Origin of the sequence: Cupriavidus cauae (assembly GCF_026210475.1) — a bacterium.
Lineage (GTDB): Bacteria > Pseudomonadota > Gammaproteobacteria > Burkholderiales > Burkholderiaceae > Cupriavidus > Cupriavidus cauae.
Window position 1 is genome coordinate 533,385 of the sequence record NZ_CP080294.1, and the last position, 19,408, is coordinate 552,792.

The 19,408-nt window shown below is 68.0% G+C and carries 16 protein-coding genes; 5 read left to right on the forward strand and 11 right to left on the reverse strand.

What is annotated here, in order from left to right; genetic code table 11:
- Positions 1-169: 169 nt before the first annotated feature.
- Positions 170-1,264, reverse strand: coding sequence for a collagen-like triple helix repeat-containing protein (locus KZ686_RS17970; RefSeq protein ID WP_265634637.1), 1,095 nt, complete (start codon positions 1,262-1,264; stop codon positions 170-172).
- Positions 1,265-1,890: 626 nt separating this feature from the next.
- Between KZ686_RS17970 and KZ686_RS17975 the strand changes: the two genes are divergently transcribed.
- Both KZ686_RS17975 and KZ686_RS17980 read left to right on the forward strand, forming a co-directional pair.
- Positions 1,891-3,582, forward strand: a complete 1,692-nt coding sequence (locus KZ686_RS17975) for a collagen-like triple helix repeat-containing protein (protein ID WP_456064383.1) — start codon at positions 1,891-1,893, stop codon at positions 3,580-3,582.
- A gap of 207 nt (positions 3,583-3,789) precedes the next feature.
- Entirely contained in the window at positions 3,790-5,469 is a 1,680-nt protein-coding gene (locus tag KZ686_RS17980; RefSeq protein ID WP_265634641.1) for a ShlB/FhaC/HecB family hemolysin secretion/activation protein, read from the forward strand.
- A gap of 109 nt (positions 5,470-5,578) precedes the next feature.
- On the opposite strand, the gene KZ686_RS17985 is transcribed toward KZ686_RS17980, so the two are convergent.
- Both KZ686_RS17985 and KZ686_RS17990 read right to left on the reverse strand, forming a co-directional pair.
- Entirely contained in the window at positions 5,579-5,986 is a 408-nt protein-coding gene (locus KZ686_RS17985; protein WP_149319887.1) for a hypothetical protein, read from the reverse strand.
- Between the two features lie 13 nt (positions 5,987-5,999).
- Positions 6,000-7,217: a BON domain-containing protein gene (locus KZ686_RS17990; protein WP_265634643.1), complete on the reverse strand. Its 1,218-nt coding sequence runs from the start codon at positions 7,215-7,217 to the stop codon at positions 6,000-6,002.
- A gap of 361 nt (positions 7,218-7,578) precedes the next feature.
- On the opposite strand from KZ686_RS17990, the gene KZ686_RS17995 reads away from it, so the two are divergent.
- Positions 7,579-7,875 (forward strand): hypothetical protein, encoded by a 297-nt coding sequence (locus KZ686_RS17995; protein ID WP_265634645.1) that lies wholly within the window; start codon positions 7,579-7,581, stop codon positions 7,873-7,875.
- Here KZ686_RS17995 and KZ686_RS18000 read toward each other — a convergent pair whose 3' ends face one another.
- The 3 genes from KZ686_RS18000 to KZ686_RS18010 form a co-directional block, all read right to left on the reverse strand.
- A complete protein-coding gene (locus KZ686_RS18000; RefSeq protein WP_223819608.1) occupies positions 7,876-9,096 on the reverse strand; it encodes a class I SAM-dependent methyltransferase in 1,221 nt (406 codons plus the stop codon).
- A 366-nt stretch (positions 9,097-9,462) separates the two neighbouring features.
- Positions 9,463-9,798, reverse strand: a complete 336-nt coding sequence (locus KZ686_RS18005) for a hypothetical protein (RefSeq protein ID WP_265634647.1) — start codon at positions 9,796-9,798, stop codon at positions 9,463-9,465.
- Positions 9,799-9,881: 83 nt separating this feature from the next.
- Positions 9,882-10,412: a DUF4142 domain-containing protein gene (locus KZ686_RS18010; RefSeq protein ID WP_265635277.1), complete on the reverse strand. Its 531-nt coding sequence runs from the start codon at positions 10,410-10,412 to the stop codon at positions 9,882-9,884.
- Positions 10,413-10,751: 339 nt separating this feature from the next.
- On the opposite strand from KZ686_RS18010, the gene KZ686_RS18015 reads away from it, so the two are divergent.
- On the forward strand, positions 10,752-11,132 hold the full coding sequence (locus tag KZ686_RS18015; protein WP_149319884.1) for a hypothetical protein: 381 nt from the start codon (positions 10,752-10,754) through the stop codon (positions 11,130-11,132).
- Positions 11,133-11,305: 173 nt separating this feature from the next.
- On the opposite strand, the gene KZ686_RS18020 is transcribed toward KZ686_RS18015, so the two are convergent.
- The 5 genes from KZ686_RS18020 to KZ686_RS18040 form a co-directional block, all read right to left on the reverse strand.
- A complete protein-coding gene (locus KZ686_RS18020; protein ID WP_265634649.1) occupies positions 11,306-12,454 on the reverse strand; it encodes a zinc-dependent alcohol dehydrogenase in 1,149 nt (382 codons plus the stop codon).
- A 302-nt stretch (positions 12,455-12,756) separates the two neighbouring features.
- Positions 12,757-13,317 carry an RNA polymerase factor sigma-70 gene (locus KZ686_RS18025; protein WP_304524161.1) on the reverse strand — a complete coding sequence of 187 codons (561 nt, stop codon included), beginning with the start codon at positions 13,315-13,317 and terminating at the stop codon, positions 12,757-12,759.
- Between the two features lie 143 nt (positions 13,318-13,460).
- Entirely contained in the window at positions 13,461-13,724 is a 264-nt protein-coding gene (locus KZ686_RS18030; protein WP_265634651.1) for a FecR/PupR family sigma factor regulator, read from the reverse strand.
- Between the two features lie 108 nt (positions 13,725-13,832).
- Positions 13,833-15,740: a cyclic peptide export ABC transporter gene (locus KZ686_RS18035; RefSeq protein WP_265634653.1), complete on the reverse strand. Its 1,908-nt coding sequence runs from the start codon at positions 15,738-15,740 to the stop codon at positions 13,833-13,835.
- A 383-nt stretch (positions 15,741-16,123) separates the two neighbouring features.
- Entirely contained in the window at positions 16,124-18,334 is a 2,211-nt protein-coding gene (locus KZ686_RS18040) for a TonB-dependent siderophore receptor (RefSeq protein ID WP_150083283.1), read from the reverse strand.
- A 260-nt stretch (positions 18,335-18,594) separates the two neighbouring features.
- Between KZ686_RS18040 and fhuF the strand changes: the two genes are divergently transcribed.
- The gene (gene fhuF / locus KZ686_RS18045) at positions 18,595-19,335 is read left to right on the forward strand and encodes a siderophore-iron reductase FhuF (RefSeq protein ID WP_226105044.1); all 741 of its coding nucleotides are present in this window, start codon (positions 18,595-18,597) and stop codon (positions 19,333-19,335) included.
- Positions 19,336-19,408 lie beyond the last annotated feature (73 nt).

Sequence of the window (19,408 nt, forward strand, 5' to 3'; positions counted from 1 at the left end):
CAGTGCTCCTACTGTCGGCTCATGCATTAGGACTACTACGGATGGCGGACGGTCTTTCCGCTCCCCTGAATAAAAAAAGATGCGCAGCCGCGGGGATCGTCCGACTGCGCACCATCAAGCTGCCTGGCATGGCCCCCGGACTGGTGCCATGGCAGCAGTCGACTACGCCTTAGCGCCCCAGCGCTCCCAGCGTGCCGACCAGGCCGGTCACAGGTGCCAATAGCCCACCGACCGGTGCCAACACACCGCCGGTCTTGCCGCTGCCGGCACCCTTGTCAGAACCACTGCCCGCCTGACCACCCGTTTGGGTGAGAGGCAGACCGCCAAGCAGGCCACCGAGCGGATTGCCGCTGCCGCCTGCCGCATTGCCGTCGCCGTGGACCAGGCCACCCGCCGCGGCGACGGTCCTGCCGACTTCCGTCACGACACCGCCCACCGGGCCGACCACCGGGGCCTTCGTCGCGCTCAGGTGCGTGCCGGTATGCGCGACCACGCCGCCGACCTTGGTCAACAGGTTGTCGACCGGCGCCCCCAGGCGCGTGGTGGCACCCAGCGCCTGCGTGGTGTCCGTCAGCTTGCTGGTCAACGGCACGATCACCTTGCTGGTCTGGCCGGTCAGCTGCGCGACCGGGCCGGTCGACAGCTTGTCGCCCAGCTTCTCGCCCAACTGCTGCACGCCGCCGGCCACGTGATTGATCACGGCGCCCACCGGCGTGGTCACCGGCGACAGCACCTTCAGCTGGTCCTGGCCCAGCGAGTTCACCAGGTCCCCCGTGCTCGACAAGGTATGGCCGGTTTGCGTGACGACATTGCCTGTGCTTGCCACGGTCACGCCGACCGGGTTGTCCACCGCGCCCATCTTGCCGAGGCCATCGCGCACGCCCGCGCCCAGCGCGGCCACCGTGTTGCCGGCATCGACGACCACCTGGCCGGTCGCCTTGCCCGTCGCGTCGCTGACAATCGGCAGATTGGCGCCCTGGATCTGCTTGCCGATTTCCGAGATCGCATTGCCGGTCGCCGTCACCGTATTGCCGGCGCCTTCCGCGACCTGGCCCGTCGGCGTGGTCGGTTTCGACGTGGTCGGCGGCGGCGTGCCGCCTCCATCGTCACCGCCGCCGCCATTGCTTGGAGGCGGCGTCGTCGCAGGCGGCCGCGTGCCACTACCCGAACCGCTCGACGAGCAGCCCGCCATCATCCCCAGTACGCATGCGCACGCCAGCGCCATCATCACCGGCGCGCGTCGCGTCGAATTCGTCCGCTTCATTGTGTTTCTCCTTGTGGATCGGACCGGCGCGGAACCCTGACCCGTCCCGTGGTGCCGGCGGTCCCCGTGCAGCGGGGACTCGACGCCTTGGTCCGCAAGGCGTGTGCCATGGAGAGAAACGATGCGGAACGTGCCGGCCGCGCAGCCCGGCGCATCGCCCGCAAAGCCTTGCAGGGCGCGCCTTTGCGGGCCAAAGCCCGGCATGGAAATGAGGCCATGCGAGGACGCATTGCCGCGCTTTCCGACGTTACGTGCTACGTAACGTGTTACGGCGCCCATCGCCACACGCCGACGCTTGCAAACACCGCGCCGGCACGCCCCGCGCGCCATCGCCCACCCCCTCCGATGTTCCGTTCGCGCCGTAGCGCGTTACGTAACGCGTAACGCCGCCACACGCCTCGCGCATGGTCTCGCGCGCCCTTGCGCCGGTAGCCCGCATTTCCCGCAAACCGTTGCTGCACAAGGCTTTCCGGCAAGCCATCGAACTTGTCCATGCGCGTGGCGCACAGCTGGTCACTCAGTGGCACACCGCTTGCGCTTGTGACAGCAGCACGGCGGCGCCACGCGCCCCATGCCTTTCAACTCGGGAACGTCAAACACGAGAACACTTGTTGACCAGGGGATCAATGATGAAAAGAACCAAGACAACCTTGACCGCCACGGCGCTGCTCAGCGCATTGCTGCTGCTCGGCGGTTGCGCGAGCGGCAGCGGCTCGACCTCGATGGGGACGGGCAGCAAGGGAGGCGGCACGGTCGGTGACACCAATGGCGGCACCGGCAGCCCGAACGGAGGTGGGACCGGTGGTGGAAGCGGTGGCGGTGGTACTGATGGTGGCGGTAGCGGCGGTGGTGGCACCGGCGGTGGCGGTACTGGCGGCGGCGGTACTGGTGGTGGTGGCAGCGGCGGCGGTGGTACCGGCGGCGGCGGCGATGGCGGCGGTAGCGGTGGTGGCGGCGGCGGTGGTGGCGATGGCGGCGGCGGTGGCAGCACGCCGGTACGCAGCCCGACCGGGGAGATCGTCAACCAGACCGGCGGCCTCGTCAGCAAGGTCGGCGACGTCGTCGGCGCCGTCGGCGAGCAGCTGCAGAACGCCAACCTCCCCGTGGTCCCCGACCAGACGCAGAACGGTGTCGGCGGCGCGCTTGTGTCGGTCGGCAACGCGGTCGACTCGCTGGGCACCGGACTGAAGGACGGCCTGGGCAATATCCCGAACGCGGTCAATCCGATCGGCACTACCGTGGCCAGCACCGGCAACGTGGTGACCCATGTCGGCACGGCAGTCACGCAGGTCGGCAGCGCGGTCACCGGCCTGGGCACCGGCCCGTTGTCGCCGCTTGGCGCGGTGACGTCGCCGGTCGGTGCGCTGGTCGACAAGGTCGGCACCGGCGTGCAGACGCTGGGCGGCACGGTGGGCACGGTGCTGTCGACCGGTCCGGTCGAGCAGCTGACCAGCGGCGTCAGCCGCGCGATCGTTCCGCTGACCTCGCAGCTGACCAGCACCACGCAATCGCTGGGCGCGACGACCGGCCTCGGCCAGCCCGTGAACAACCTGCTGACCGTGGTCGGCGGCACGGTGGCGCAGCTCGGCGGCAAGCTGCAGCAGACCAATACGCCGGTCGTCAGCGGCGTGGGCGGCGTGGTGACCGGTGCGGGCAACACGGTTGCAGCGCTGGGCGGCGCGGTGCATGCGCCGGGCACGACCCCGAGCGGTCCGCTGGCACCGGTCGGCAATCTGGTCAGCGGCATCACGGGCGGATTGGCCGGTGGCGGCAATGGCGGCACGGGTCCGCTGGCGCCGGTGACCAACCTGGTCAGCGGCCTGACCGGCGGTTTGACGGGCGGCAACAACGGTGGCAGCGGTCCGCTGGCACCGGTCACCAATCTCGTCGGCGGGCTGACCGGTGGCCTCACCGGCGGCAACAACGGCGGTTCGGGCAGCGGTCCGCTCGCTCCGGTCACCAATCTCGTGGGCGGGCTGACCGGTGGCCTCACCGGCGGCAGCAACGGCGGCGCCGGCAGCGGTCCGCTGGCACCGGTCACCAACCTCGTCGGCGGGCTGACCGGTGGTCTCACGGGCGGCAGCACCGGCGGTGCCGGCAGCGGTCCGCTGGCTCCGGTGACCAATCTGGTCGGCGGCGTGGTCGCCGGTGTTACCGGCGGCGTGACTGGCGGCGGCACGGCACCGGCACCCGCCCCGGCTCCCGCTCCCGGCGGCACTGCCGGTGGCGCGACCACCGGTCCGGTCACCGGCGCGGTCGGCGGCATCGTCGGCGGTGTGCTCGGCACCGTTGGCGGTCTGCTGGGGGGTCGCCGCTGATGAGGGCTTGATGCCCGCTTGATGCACACGTGATGCGCCGCCGATCGGCCGCCTGGCCGATCGCGGCAAATCCGCTGCATCGCCTCACTCAGCCTTGCAGTACAGCCGGACGCCACTTCGATAAGCGCGCAGGCAGCGGCAGCCTGCGCGCCGGTGGAGATCCGGCTTCCACAGCCGCATCGGTTTCATTGTGAAAGGGGATTGACCATGTCGCGCACGCACACTCGCGTCGCCATGCTGCTGCTCGGCCTCGGTGCCTGGCATGGCGGCATGCATCCAGTTCTGGCCGCCGATCCGCGCAGCCCGGTCCAGGGGGACCCGACTCAAACGCTGCCGAAGATCGCGCCGCCCAAGCCCACCGGGGAAGTCAAGGTACAGGTCGAACGTCCCGACCCGGCCCTGCAGAATCTGCTGTCGGCCAAGCTGACGCCGACACGCTTTCAGATCGAGGGCGCCAGGACGCTGCCCTTCGACCAGATCGCGGACAAGTTCAAGCCGCTGGCCGGCAAGGAAATCACGGTTGCCGAACTGCTGCAGGCCGCCAATGCGGTCACCGAGATGTACCAGCAGCATGGCTATCCGCTGTCGTTCGCCTTCGTTCCCGCGCAGTCCTTCGAGAACGGCAATGTGCTGATCACCGTCGTCGAAGGCTATGTCGCGCGTGTGACCATACGCGGCAATCCGGGGCCGCTGGAGAATCGTCTTCGCGCGATCGCCGAACGGCTGAAAGAGGAACGGCCGCTGACGCGCGCGAGCTTCGACCGCTATTCCAGCGTGCTGGGCCTGCAGCCGGGCGTGCAGGTCGGCGCCACGGTGCAGCCGCCGACCACCACCGACGGCGCCAGCGAAATGGTGCTCGACGTCAAGCGCAAGCCGATCGCCTTCGGCACCGGCGTCGACTACATGTCGCCCGGCGTGCGGGCGATTGCAACGGCAACGGCCAGCGGCCTGACGCCGCTTGGCGAGCAGCTGACGGTATCGGCGCTGTTCCCCAAGGGACGCGACGACGAGGAGTACTACGCGCTCGGCTATGCGCAACCGATCGGCACCGAGGGGCTGGTCGCGCGCGTCAACGCGTCGCACTATCGCGGCGTGCCGCAGAACGCCACGCTCGAGCAGATCGGCTTCAACCGGCGCTACGTCAACGACAACAAGCGGCTTGGCGCGAGCCTGAGCTATCCGCTGCTGCTCAGTGCGCGGCATTCGCTGACGCTGAGCGGCGGGCTCTACGGGACCGACCAGTTCGAGCGCTATACGCAGGCCGGCACCGATCGCTCGGTGGCGATCGGCACCAATGTGCGGGTAGTCAATGCGGAGCTGGCCTATGTCCAGCGCAAGGAAGGCGTGTCGCGCAGCGCCACGCTGGGCCTGTACAAGGGCGTCGATGCGCTGGGCGCACGCCGCGAGAACAATGCCAACGACCTGAGCTTCCTGCGCACGCGGCTGCTGCTGTCGCAGGCGACCGACCTGCCCTTCGGCTTCGGCATGGCGGTCTCGGCCGCCGGCCAGTACAGCGGCGATCGCCTGGCGTCGAGCGAGCAGATCAGCTTCGGCGGACGCTTCTTCGGCCTCGGCTATCCCGCCGGCGAAGTGGCGGGCGACAAGGGTTGGGGCGCGTCCGCCGAGATCAGCCGGTTGTTCGGCATGGACATGACCTACCTGAAGACGCTGCAGCCGTATGTGTTGGCGGATGTCGCGCGGGTCTTTTCGAACAGCTACTCGCTGACGCACCGCTCGCTGTCGTCGGTGGCGCTGGGCGTGCGCTTCTCGGACCGGCGCTACTACACGCTGGACCTGTCGCTGGCGCAGCCGGTCGGCGACAAGCCGATCAATGCGGACCGCCGCTCGCCGCGCATCAATGCGAGCTGGTCGTATCAGTTCGATTGAGCCGGCCTCGGCCTCGCCCTCACCCCCGCCCTCGCCTGCAAGCGGATCGACATCATGCCGAGGCGCCCCTATCGCAAATCATCGGACCGCCTCGGCAAGCGATCCGGCCTTACTCGGGCTCGTGCCGGGGCGGACGTTCCTCGCGCTGGTCAGTGTGATCGGCGCGGTCCGCGGGCGTATCCGGGGGGATGCCTTCGGCTGCATCGGCGATGCGCTCGCCGATCTGCTCTTCTGGCAGCAACGCCTCGGTCCGATTGTCGTGCGGATAGTCCTGTTCCTGCTCGGGCAGGCCTTCCAGGTTCATGTCCGAATCGATCGGCTCGATGTCCGTATCGGGATCGAGCGAACTCGGAATCGCGCGCGCTTCCTCCCTCACCTCGCGTTCGCGCTGGGCCTCGGCGCTGGAGGTAGTGCTGTCGTTGCCGCTGTCGTTGCCAATATCGTCGGCAGACTCGCGCGCGCGAAGCTTGTCGCGGGCATCGTCCTGATCGCGCTTGTTGTCGGTGTTCCGGTTCATCGTCCTCTCCCCATCACGTAGCGTGCTTGCCCGGCGTCGTGGTGCCGCCGTGCGGGTCGGTGCCCTTGGGCACTTCCCCGGCGCCGACCTCCATGCCGCCGACATAGCTGCTGGCGGTGCTGCCGGTGGCGCTGCCGGACGTGCTCATGCCGGAGACACGTTGGCCCCGCGACGCGGACCCGGCCGAACCCTGCACCACCTGGCCGCCTTCGCGCTGCACGCGAATCCGGTTGTGGACCTCGCGCACGCCGAAGATGTCGTCGGCGATGTCCTCGACGCAGTATTTCTGGCGGCGGTCGCGCACGGCGCCGGTCAGCGTGACCACGCCCTCGCTGACCTGGACCTCGACGTCCTGCACTTCAAGGCGGTCGTCATGCGCCAAGCGTTCGCACAGGTCCTCGCGAATCCGTTCGTCGCTGCGCTGGTAGCCCTTGGGCGAGACGCGGCGGCCGGGACCGCTGCCGCTGCCCGAGCCCTGCCCCCAGTTCACGCGCTGCGGCGCGCCGCTGAAGCGCTCGTAGGCCTCGTCGCGGCCGTGCGATTGCCATTGTCCGCCGGCGCTCCAGTCGTCGCCCGGCCAGCCCGACGGACGGCCGCCGCGTCCCGGGCGCTCGCTTTCAGGGAAGCGTCCGCCCTCGTCCATCCAGCGCGCGCTGGCCTGGCGGCGGCCGGCATTGCCGCTGCCGCGCTCGTCGGGCCAGGACGGCGCATCGAGCCGCTCCGAATCCGAGATGCCATAGGCCTGGGCGAGATTGGCGCGGGTCTGCGGGTCGTCGGGCTCGTAGCGATCGCGCCAGGGCGTACGCGATTGATCTGGCCACGGCCCGCCGCGCTGTCCGCGCGAGAGCCGGCTGTCGGTCAGGTCGCCGCTGCGCCGTTCGCCGCTGCCCGATAGTCCCCTGTTGCCGCGCATCACCTCGCCGGTCGACGGATAGGTGCCGTAGGGATTGTCGCCAACCGGTTCTTCGTAGCTGCGGCCGAAGCGGCCCTCGCCGAAGTGGCCGGCGCCATAGCCGTGTTCGGCATGGCGCGGCGCCGCGAACGCATCGTCGCGGCCGCCGCCGTAGCGCGGCATGCCGGGCCGGCCGACACCGCGTCCCTGACGTATTTCCTCCTCGGCGTATTCCGCATAACGGCCGCCCTGGCGCGAGCCGCGCTGGTCAAGCCGATCTTCGGCGCTATACGGCTGGCGGTAATCCCATACGCGGCGGCTGGTGCTGCGATCGTTCATCTCTGCCTCCGTTGGTAAGAGTTGCAAATGCTGTGGCGAGGAACCGGCGCGAAACGCCCGTCCGGTCCGGCGTGTATCGGTGGTGATGTCCTTGGTGACGCAATTTCCATTCCGCCGCCGAAGGCTGTGTGCGCTAGGCGACTTTCGCGCCGAGTGGCGGCGGATAGCCTGTGGCAACGCGGGATAGACTGACCGCTCGCCCGCGCTTGGCGCCTCTCCCGTCCCCGGTGGAGAGGCGCCCTTTCTCGTCTGGACTTTGTCGTTCGGACTTTCTCGTTGGGGATCGCAGTGCGGGACGGCCACGCCCCAGCCACCCCTGCGGGCGGCACGCGGAACCGCGGCGCCGACGGGCGCCACAGCCATGCCTGCCGCGCGGCTGCCGTGCAAGGGCAGGCCGGGGCTGACCGCATCGGCCATCACGCAAATAGCGTTCCCGCGCGAACATGGCGATGCGCGCGGCGATTCGGACATGGCAATGCGCATCGCGATCAGGCGATGCACGCTGCAATCAGGGAATCAGGAACTCAGGAAATCAGGGAACCAGGGGATCGAACGTCGCGCCAAGGAAGGCGGCAACTGCGGCGCGCCGCCACCGAAACCGGCGGCGGCGCGAGGCGATCGGGAGATCGCCATGCGGCCGACTGGCGTGTCGGCGTGACTACAGCGTGCGCCGTCGCGCGACGACGAACAGGCTCAGCGCGGCTTCCGCCGAGCGCGGATCGATGCCGGACAACCGCTGCGCCAGCCGGATCTTCAACGGCGGGCGGCCCATCGCACCATCGAGCACGTCCTTGCCGACATAGTGGCTGTGCGGATAGATCGCGATATCAAAGCCCAGTGGCCTCAGCGTCGTGTGTACCAGCTCGCGCGTGAGCCCATCACCCGGCCGGTGATGCAGTTCGGTCGCCAGCGCCCAGATCTGTTCGTCATCGGCCGCGGTATGGCCGCCGCGCCGAAGCCAGCGATAGATCGGCAAGCGCATGCGCCAGAGCAGCAAGGCAATCCCGCGGAAATTCCACGCCGAGCGCTGCGGATCGTGATCGAGGATCAGCAGCCCGCCGGGACGGACGAGCCGCGACGCCTCGACCAGCGCGCGCCGCATGTCGTCCAGATGATGCAGCGACCCGTTGATGGCCACGACATCGGCGATGCCCGAGCGCAACGGCATATCGTGCGCGTCGGCCCGCAACGGCAGGTAGCCGACCCCTGCCGCTCTCTCCAGGCTGCCCGGCGCGATGTCGACGCCGATCGCGACGCGCGGCTTGCCCCCCAATGCGGCCAGCAGATTCCCGGGGCCGCAGCCGACATCGACCAGCACCTTGCCATCGAGCGACCCCATTACGGACAGCCACCGCTCTCGCAACTCCGGATAGCGATGCACGCTGGCCAGCCAGTCGTCCATCCATTTGGGATGGCTGAAGTAATGCGCGTTGGCGCGCATGCCGGTGGTGAACGCATCGATGCGCGCCTCGGGAAAGGCCCCACCGCGTACCACGGCGCCCGGCTTCAGAAAGGGCTGCAATCGCTCGAGATAGCTGTCCTCTCGGCTGGCCGTCGCCTGCATGGCCAGGGTGGCGTCGGATCGTTCGACATCGCGTCGCAAAACGGACGGACCGAGTGGCTCGGCGCGCGCTGGAACGCATGGGTCGGAGAGCAGGGCGTCGTTCATGTTGGATCCCGGGGTAGAAGCGCCGGCGCGGCCGTGACCACGGCCCACACCAGACGAAAGACGCGAAGGGCCGGCCGGCCGCACGCCGTCGCCGGCGCGATGCCGTTCCTTTCCAATGCGCTGCGTATTGGCAGGCCGGACCCGCCCGGTGCATGCCGGTCGGTATGCCTGGCCTCCTGGTATGACTTCGACGCGAGCGGCCGCCATCATGCTTCGACGGACCAGCCCCAGACCCCGTGGACTGGCGCTGCCTCGCGTCCGCCCTCCCCCACGGCTCGGACGCGATTGCCTTGGCATGCCGGTGTACCGCCACGGCGGGTTGCCGCGGCCGCGACATGCAAAGACCGCCAGCATGTCAGCGTTGACAAACCCACGAAGGCAATCTAGTTAGCGTTTGCTGCGCCCGCAAATAAAAAATTGTTTGCCTATGTGCGCGAGCCAACATTTCCGTCCATGCGGCCAATTGCGGTCGCGCGAAAAGAAGCGGCGCCCGTATTGGGCGCCGCGCTCGGACAAGGAAAAGGGACGGAAAAGCGGGAAGAAGCGCTACGGAAATGGCCGGCGCCAGCGGGATCGTCAGCGTGCCTTCGCCGGCGAAGCCGGATAGCCGTAGCTTTCGGCCGCAGAGGCGCTGCGGCTGTTGCCACGATTCGACTGGCTTGCCTCGCCGCGCTTGCTGGTGCCCGTGCCCTTGGCCGCATCGTGCTGGCGAGTGCCGCCATGCGCGCCATGGTCCGAAGTGGAGCCGCCGCTCGGCCCCTGCACCGGGCGGGTCGGCGCGACGTCCGACGCGGCCGTACCGGGCGCCTTGTCCCCGCCCGGAGGCGTTCCGGTGGCGGGCGTGGCCGTGGGTTGCGACATCACGGCGCCGGACATCAGCGCCAGCATCGCGAAGGTGGCAAAACGTTTCATCTCTGTCTCCTGCGTAGTGGTGGCGACGGGCCCCGCCGGCGTATCGCGGTTCGTGCTGCCTGGTGCGGTGCCTGGCGCGGTGCCTAGCGTTTCGCCGACTTGGCCGGGGACTTTCCCACCTCGTTGGCCATCTTGTTGGCCATCTCGAGGTGGTGTTGCAGCGTTGGCAGCGTCTTGCCGGCGAACGCCTTGATTTCCGGATCGCGCGCCTTGGTCGAAGCCTCGCGGAACAGGGCCACGGCCTTGTTGTGCGCCTTGACGCCGACCTCCTTCGCGTACTCGCGATCGAAGGTGGCGCCCTCCAGCGCCCCCAGCGCCTCCAGCCGCTTCTTGTCCGCCGAGGGCAGCTCGGTCGGCAGCTCGACGCCCTTGGTCAAAGCCAATGCCTTGAGCTCACTGTCCGCGGCCTTGTGGTCCTTGAGCATCTGCGAGGCAAAGGACTTCACCGTCTCGCTCGATGCCTTGCTTTCGGCCAGCGTGCTGGCCTCGATTTCCAGCATGCCGCTCTCGGCCGCCTTCTTCATGAAGTTCGTGTCGGTCTTGCCAACCTCGGCAAACGCGAGGTTCATCGACGCCGCGGCGGCAACCAGCAGCGCGGGACGGATCCATTGCATCGTTTTCAAGATGACCTCCATCGGCCAGATCAGTGACAACGGCCGCGGCGCAACTTCCGTGCCGAGTCGGCGCGACAAGATCGGTGTATGGCCCGAGGCATACGGGTGGCCTGCTTGCGTGGTCCTCTGCGTTGCCGCCCCGGAATTTCTACATCGCCTCGTAAGGATTGCAGTACGGGACTCGCAGCCGTCGTCCAATTCCTACAGTCAATTCAGGCATCGCCTTCCTGAGCGGGCATGGCGCGGCACGTATCGTTAGGTAACGGGCATCGTGTGCCACCAGCCGGTGTCTGTCCGGACGGGCCTGCCCGTTCTCACGTTCAATGGATGGAGCCAACGATGAAGCGAATCGTCACCACTACCGCGCTTGCGCTGTGCGCGGCGCTGAGCCTGCCCGTGGTCGCACAGCAGGCACCCCCCAGCAACAACGCGCCGAACCCGAGCGCGCCGCCGACCGAAGGCAACCCACCCGCGAGCCGCAGCACGACGCCGTCGGCGACTGGCGGCAGCATGAGCGGCAGCAGCGACACCACGATGCAAAGCGGGTCGACCAGCTCGACCGGTTCGACCATGACCGGTACCGAGAAACGCGACAAGAAGAAGAGCGGCACCACGCATCGCAGCAAGAAGCCGCGCCAGCAGGGCATGCCCGACGCGGTAACGCCGGACTCGCCGTCGGCGCCGAAGGGCGATTCCCCCAGCCCCGCGACGAAGCAGTAAGCCTGGCGCTGACCGGGCGCTGCATGGCCCGGCAAGCCGGTACGACCGGATACGGCGTGCCGGCTTTTTTTTGTCCGCGGCTTCGTCCGGGCTTCGTCCTGGTGTCGACCGGGGCGATCGCTCGCCCCCGGGTATCGCTGCGCTTGCTCGATGCCCTTGCCTGGAGCGCCAGGTTACGGCTCCAGCTTGACCTTCATCCAGCCGGGCTGGCGCTGGTCGAATGCCTCGTACGCCTGCAACGCGCCGGTCAGCGGCTCGGTCTGGGTCAGCACCTCGGCGGGATCGATCACGCCGGCGCGCACCAGGTCCACCAGCTCGGGCAGGATCGCGCGGTGATTGCAGTTGCCCATCTTCAGCGTCAGGTTTTTGTTCATCGCCTTGCCGATCGGAAAGGTCTCGTGCGCCTCGGGATAGACGCCGATGATCGACAGCGTGCCGGCCTTGGCCAGCGCCTCGACCGACCACTTCAGCACCTCCGATGGACCATCGCCGGGTTGCCATAGCGACGGCCGGCCGGTGGAGCCGCCTCCATCGGCATGCCGGCGCTGCGCATCGATGCCGACCGCATCGATGGCGCGGTCGGCGCCGATGCCGCCGGTCAGGCGCAGGATCGCCTGCACCGGATCTTCACGGTTGAAGTCGATCGCTTCGGCGCCCTGCGCCTGCGCTGCCTCGAGCCGCGAAGGCACATGATCGACCGCGAGAATGCGGGACGCGCCCAGCAGATGCGCCGACACGATCGCGAACTGGCCGACCGGTCCGCAGCCGAACACGACCACCGTATCGCCGCGCCGGATCTCGGCCAGCTGCGCGCCGAAATAGCCGGTCGGAAAGATGTCCGACATCAGGATGGCCTGGTCGTCGCTGATCTCGTCCGGCAGCTTGATCGCGCCGATATTGGCAAAGGGAATCCGCGCGTACTCGGCCTGCAGGCCATGGAAGGGACCGGAGGTCTGCGGTCCGCCGAAGAAGGCCGTGCCCGCGCGCATGCCGTTGGGATTGGCGTTGTCGCACTGCGCGTGGTAGCCGCTGCGGCAGTAGCTGCAGTAGCCGCAGGCGATCGTGGAAGGAATCACGACCCGATCGCCGGGCCGCAGATTGTTGACGTCCTGTCCGACCTCGGTCACCACGCCGACGCCCTCGTGGCCGAGGATGGTGCCCGGGCGCATGCCGGGCATGGTGCCGCGGACCATATGCAGGTCGGTGCCGCATATGGCGCTGGCGGTCAATTCGGTCAATGCGTCCGTCGGCGCCTGCAGCACCGGATCGGACACATCGTCCAGGCGTATATCGCCGACTCCGTGGAATACGACAGCTTTCATCGCGCAACTCCGCAAGACTGGGTTGACGCGGTCCGACCCACCGGACCGCAATGTCACGGCAGGACGCAAATTGCATTCCGGGAAGCGGCGCGATGGAGGGCTGGAACTTGGGTAGAGGGGGGATAACAGGATGCGATGGTCGCGCTTGCACGGTCCCGATCAAGTGGTATCGGATCACGCGGCGCCGGATCAAGTGGTATCGGATCACGCGGCGCCGGATCAAGCGGTGCCGGATCAGGGGGTGCCGGATCAGGGGGTGCCGGATCAAGCGGTACCGGACTGCACGGATTGCAGGATGAAAATTACGCAGCGCCGAACAACGCGTCGCGGCAATGGGTCATCGCATCGCGGATCATGAAATTGACCAGGGTCGGAGACACGCCGAGGATCACCGCGATCTCCTTCTGCGTCATCCCCCGAATCCGATACATCTCAAAGGCTTTCTGGGTACGCTCTGGAAGTTCGGCCAGCGCGCCAGCCACCGTGCCGAGCGCTTCGCGGCCCAGCGTGATGGACTCCGGCGACAAGGCGTCGCTGGCCACCAGCAGGCCATCTTCCTCGCAGGCGGCGTGCCGTTGTTCCAGCGCCGCGCGCCGATGCCGATCGATGGCGAGATTGCGCACGGTCTGGAACAGGTAGCCGACGGGTTGCCGGACGACGATGGCGCTCTCCTGGTCCATCAGCTTCAGAAAGGTGTCCTGCACCACGTCCTCCGCGCCGGCACGGCAGCCCAGGATGCGCGCCGCGGCGTCGATCAGGGCTCGGCGATAGTTGAGGAAGGTACCGAACAGTTCCTGATTCATATGGCGCGGCTGGTGCGCCTCGACAGGCGTCCGGACCTCGTTGATCGGTTGCTCGGTCATTTCGTGCCCCCTCCCAGAAGAAACCGACGGACATGCTAACGCAAATGCGACTCATTCGCAATTATAGCGACATGCCCGTGCGATTCGAAGAGGCAATGTGTAAAGGTTGGTGGCCGAATGCGACCGAGGTATGACAGCGAAGGTCAGCCGTGGCGTGTGGGGCGCTGCCCTGCCGTGGGCGGCATGCGCGCTTCGAGGGCGGCCTGGATCGAGGGGGTCACCGCACCGGTCGCCTGCCACACGGCGCAGGCCTCGCGGAACGACTCGATGTGATCGGGCGACTGGTCGAGCCAGTCGAGCAGGCGTTGTTCGGCGCTGGCGTCGAGCATGCCGTCCCGCATCAGCATCACCCAATCGAGCGCTTGTTGCCAGGCGATGTCGTTGCCCGGCGATCGGTTCTGGACCACGTACAGCTCCCCTTGATGCGTTCTTGTGCGCCGATGTCATGCACCAGCGTCGTGTGACGCGATTGTAGCGGAGTCGCTGCCTGGGCACCGGCGCAACGAGCCGGTGTCTCATGCCGCGCGCTGCCGCTCGGTGGCGATCGCCACGCCCGCCGGCTCTGCGGCCGGTTGGTGTTCGCGCTGATGTTCGCGCTGATGTTCGCGCTGATGTTCGCGCTGATGTTCGCGCTGATGTTCGCGCTGATGTTCGGGCGGGTATTCGGGCGGGTATTCGGGCGGGTATTCGGGCGGGTATTCGGGCGGGTATTCGGGCGGGTATTCGCGCTGGTGTTCAATGTGCTGCTCGCGGATGCGACCCTGTTCGAGCAGCACGATGCGATCCCCCGCATCGAAGTAGCGATCGTCGTGCGAGATCACCAGCACCGCCTTTCCCTGCGCGCGCAGGGCCGGCACGATCTCGCGATAGAACACTGCCTTGAAGGCCGGGTCCTGATCCGCGGCCCATTCGTCGAGCACGATCACGGGCCGGTCCTCGAGACAGGCGGCGACCAGCGCCAGGCGCTTGCGCTGGCCCTGCGACAGCGCGCGCGTCGAGAACGCGCCGCCGCGCACGGTCACCTTGTGCTGCAACTGCAGACGCGCCAACAGCTCGTTGGCACGCGCGTCGAGCGCCGCGTATCTGCCTTCATGATCGCCCTGCCCGTCATTGCCACCCGCCACCCCCTCTTCACCTTCCGAGGCCGCGCCCAGCAGGCTGTCGAACAGATGGAAGTCGGAGAACACCGCGGTGCACTGCTGCCTGTGTCGCTCACGGTCAGACGCATCGGCGATCGCCTGGCCATTGAGCACCACGCTCCCGCTCTCCGGCGCATACAGGCCGACCAGCAGCTTGGCCAGCGTGGTCTTGCCGCTGCCATTGCCGCCGACGAGGAACACCACCTCGCCGGCGCGCAGCGACAGATCGATCGGCCCCAGCGTGAAGGCGCCGTCCTCACCATCGCGGAAGTAGCGATGCGTGACGCCGTGCAAGGCAAGCGCGACGAACGGCCGGCGATCGCCCGCGGCATCTGCCTGCCCCTGCTCCACCGCCAGCGGCCCGGTGGTATCGGCGATGCGCTGATAGGCGATGCGCGCCAGATTGAACTGCGGCAGGCTGTTCAGCAGGCCCTCCAGCGGGGCCATCATGTAGAGGAACACCAGCGTATAGCCGCTGGCGACGGCAGCATCGGCGCCGAGCGGCCGCTGCACCACGAACAGGATGATGCCGATCACCGCGAAGAACAGCGTGCTGCCGATCGTCAGCGACAGATACAGCAGCGACAGCCCGTGCGTGCGGTTGGTCCTGACCGCATCGATCGCTTCGGCCAGCGGCCCGCTGGCGAACGCCTCGCGGCGTTGGCGATGCAGCTTCAGTTCCTTGGCGCCTGCGAAGATCGCGCCGAAGCGTTCGATCAACACATCGTGCCACTTGCCGGCATCGCGCAGATAGTGCTGCGAACGCTTGCGGCTGAGCCGGTAGCAGATCGAGCCGGTCAGCACGGCAACCAGCGCGAACAGGAAGACCTGCCACGACAGATAGGCCAGATAGGCCAGGCAGCCGAGCACGATGGTGCCGTTCATCACCACGAACGGCAGCGCTACCAGCAGCGTCGCCACCTGATTGGTGTCCTCGCCCAGCAGCGCGAGTCCGCGCCCCGGCCCAACCCGTTCGAGCTCGGCATAGGGCGAGGCCAGCAACCGGCCAGCGATATGCTCGCGCAGGCTGGCCAGCACCGTCTGGTTCAGCCGCACGAACAGCATCAGCGCGGCGGTACGGCACAGCAGCACCGCCACCGCCAGGGCCGCGAAGCGCAGTCCCAGCGCCGTCAGTTGATCGGCCGGCGTCGCCAATGCGCGATTGATGGTGGCGATCAGCCCCACCGACGCCGCGCCGCCGGCCAGGCTGGCCACGATGGCAAACGCCAGCAGATGGCCCGAGGCCCGGAACAACACATTGCGCAGCGAGGGGAAGGCGGACACGGTCGGTGGCTCCACGAGGAAGAGGTCTTCTTCCTGTGACGAACGAAGGTGCCCGCGAATTAGGCGGAAACGGACGCCGCCAGTGCCGGCGACGTTCGCAGGGCCGGGATTGCCGGCGCCTTGGCGGGCCTCTGGCCTCTGGCCCCCGGGCCTCGGGGCCTCCGGGCCTCCGGGCCACGGTGCCTCGGTGCCTCGGTGCCTCGGTGCCTCGGTGCCTCGGTGCCTCGGTGCCACGGCGCCACGGTGCCTCGGTGCCTCGGTGCCACGGTGCCACGGTGCCTCGGTGCCTCGGTGCCTCGGTGCCTCGGTGCCTCGGTGCCTCGGGACCTCGGGCCTCGAGGCGCGGGGCCCAGGCCGGGGACCAGGGCCCCGGCCTCAGGCCCTCACCAACGATAAGTCGCCGTGGCCAGGATGTTGCGGCGATAACCGTAGTAGCAGGTCGTCGCGCTGCCGCACTGCCCGACGTACTCCTTGTCGAGCAGATTGGTCGCGGTCAGCGCAAAGCGCCAATGCTGGTCCAGCGTGTAGTGGATCGCCGCATCGGCGAGCCACACCGACGACACCTTGAAGGTATTGGCCGCATCGCCCCAGGTCGACCCGATATAGCGCGCGCCGGCCCCCATGCCGAGGCCGCGCAGCATGCCGCCGCGCATCGTGTAGTCGACCCACAGCGCGGCCGTATGGCGCGGCCGGTTGGTTGGCGTCTTGCCCAGGTCGGGCCCGTTGCTCTTGGTGGTTTCCAGATTCATCAAGGTGTAGGAGCCAATCGCCTTGAAGCCGTTCTGGAAGTCCATCGTGCCTTCCAGCTCGAAGCCGCGCGAGCGGATCTCGCCGGTCTGGATCTGGAAATTGGTGCCAGCCGGACGCCCTGGATCGGGCGTCAGCACGTCCTGCTGCCGCAGGTCGTAGACCGCCGCGGTGATGAAGCTGTTGCTGCCCGGCGGCTGGAACTTGACGCCCAGTTCGGTCTGCTTGCCGGTGGTCGGCTTGAACGGCGAACCCTGCCGATCGGTGCCGGCCTGCGGCTGGAACGAAGTCGAGTAGCTGACGTACGGCGTGATGCCGTACGGCGCCTGGTACAGCAGGCCGAGGCGATAGGTGAAGTCGTCCTGGTCGATCGGCGTCGTGGTCACGGTCCGCGCGTTGGTCGCCGTAACGATCCGCGTCGAGGTCGTATCCGAACTCGCCCAATCCTTGCGCCCCCCGGCAACGAACGTCAGCCGCTCGGTCAGCTTCATCTGGTCCTGGAAGTACACGCCGAGCTGACGCTGGGTCTGCTCCGCGTTGGTGTACGAGGCGATCGGATTGATCCGCGCGCCGTAGACCGGATTCCACGGATCGATCAGGCCCAGCGGCGGGGTGCCGACCGTGCCGAAGCCCTGCTTGTCGTCGAACTTGCCGTGCTGGTAGTCCACGCCGACCAGCATCTTGTGCCGGACCGGACCGGTGCTGAAGTCCGCCTGCAGCTGGGTGTCGACGCCGATCGTATCGAGCTTGCCGCCCGCATCGAGCGAGCCGCGCCGCAGTTGCTGCTGCGCGGCCGAATTCCAGCCCACCGCGTAGACCCCCGTATAGGTCAGGTCGCTATGCATGTAACGCACGTTCTGGCGCACGCGGAAGGTGTCGTTGAAGCGATGCTCGAAGGCGTAGCCGATCGCGTATTCCTCGCGATCGAAGGTATTGAAGCCGGGTTCGCCGGTGAAGAACGAGCTCGAGATCCTGCGGCCGTTGACCGTCGGAATGACCGTGCCCTCGCGCGGCAGGAAGTTGATCGCGGTGCCCTGCCTGTCGCGCTGATAGTGGGTCAGCAGCGTGAAGGTGGTATCGGCGGACGGGCGGAACGTCAGTGCAGGCGCGATGAAGATGCGATCGTCCTTGGCGTGGTCGGTCTGCGTATCGCTCTTGCGGAACAGGCCGGTCAGCCGATAGAGCACGGTCTGGTTGCTGTCCACCGCGCCGGACAGATCGAAACTGGCCTGCTTGCGATTGTGCGAGCCGTATTGCACGTTGACCTCGCGCAGCGTCTCGGCGGTCGGCCGCTTGCTGACCAGGTTGATCAGGCCGCCCGGTGCATTGGCGCCATACAGCACCGAGCTGGGGCCGCGCAGCAGCTCGACGCGCTCGAGCCCGTAGGCGTCGACGCGCGGCATCAGGTAGCCGCTCGTGTAGTAGTTGATGTACAGGCCGTCGAGATACTGCCGTGCCGGGAAGCCCCGGATCACCGGCTTGTCGTAACGCGACTCAACGACGTTGTCGCCGACCACGCCAGCCGAATAGGCAAAGGCCTCGGACACGGTCTGCACGCCGCGGTCTTCCATCTGCTCGCGGGTGATCACCGAAATGGACTGCGGCGTCTCCGACAGCGGCGTGTCGGTCTTGGTCGCGGTGACGCTGCGGCGGGCGACATAGCCCCCGACCGGCCCGATCCCGGTTTCCGACCCCGCTGCCCGGACCGTGACTTCCGGCAACTGCCCCGCCACCGGCTGGCCCGCCGGTGCCGCCTGCTGCTGCGCATGCGCGCTGCCCGCCAGCGCAAACAACATCACCACCGCCCGCCGGACCTCCGTCCGCCGGCAATCGAACACCCGTTGCATGAGACTCCCCTTCTTATTGGATCGCGCCGGCCCGGTACGCAAAAGGCTTACCGTAATGCGTCTGCGAATGATAATGATTCGTAATTATTACGTGAGTGACGGGAGAACGGCAATAGGGAGCCTGAACAGGGGAATTGGCGGCTGATCGGCACAAGAAGGGCGCGCCGCCTAATTTCCTGCGGCGCCGGTCCGTCTCTCGTGGAAGGCGGCGCCCAACCGCAAAGCCCTGATACGGCCCCGCCCGGCCTGGAGATTCCCGTTTGATTGCCGAACTCACGCCCTTCTTTCCCGGCCCGCTGCGGCGCTTCGGCGAAGGGGTCACCGCGGCGCCCGCCAGTGCGCAAGCGTTGCCGGGAAGCCGGTTCGCCGAGCCGGGCGCCTTGCAGCAACGGCTGGCCGATTACCGCGACACCATCGGCGCCGAGCACGAACGCGCCCCGCCGGCGCTGGCATCGTGGTGGGCCCGGCACTACTGCGTGGTGCTGGTGCCACCCGTGCTGGTCGCGGCGGCTGCGCTGGGCCGGACCGTACCGGTATCGCTGGACGAGGTCGATATCGCATTCGGCCCGGATGGGCTCGTATCGCGCATTCACTTGCGGTCATCGGCGCTGGGCCAGGGCGCGGCGACGCTGGACGACATGCTGGCCGCCATGACCCAGCGCCATCTGGCGCCGGTGTTCGCCGCGCTGTCGGCACTGACCCGTGCGTCGCCGCGCGTGCTGTGGAGCCACGCCGCCGAGTTCGTGCAATACGTCGGCATGAACCTGCTCGCCCATCCGGCGCTCGACGCACGCCGCCGCGACACGCTGGCGCGGTGGCTGCGCACCGACACGGACGCCGATGGCCGGCCGCATCCCTATCGCGCCGCCTATCTCGACCGTCCGCAGGCGGACGGCGGCGAACGGCGCGTGCGCCGCGTCTGCTGCCTGAAGTACCGGCTCGACGGCGACGACTACTGCGGCACCTGTCCGCTGCGGGCCGAGTGCGCGGCATTGTGCTGATGCCCGGTTGATGACCACTCCGCCGCGCTAAATTCCCCGCCTCGCCCTTCGTCTTCCTTCTGTCGGACGTGCT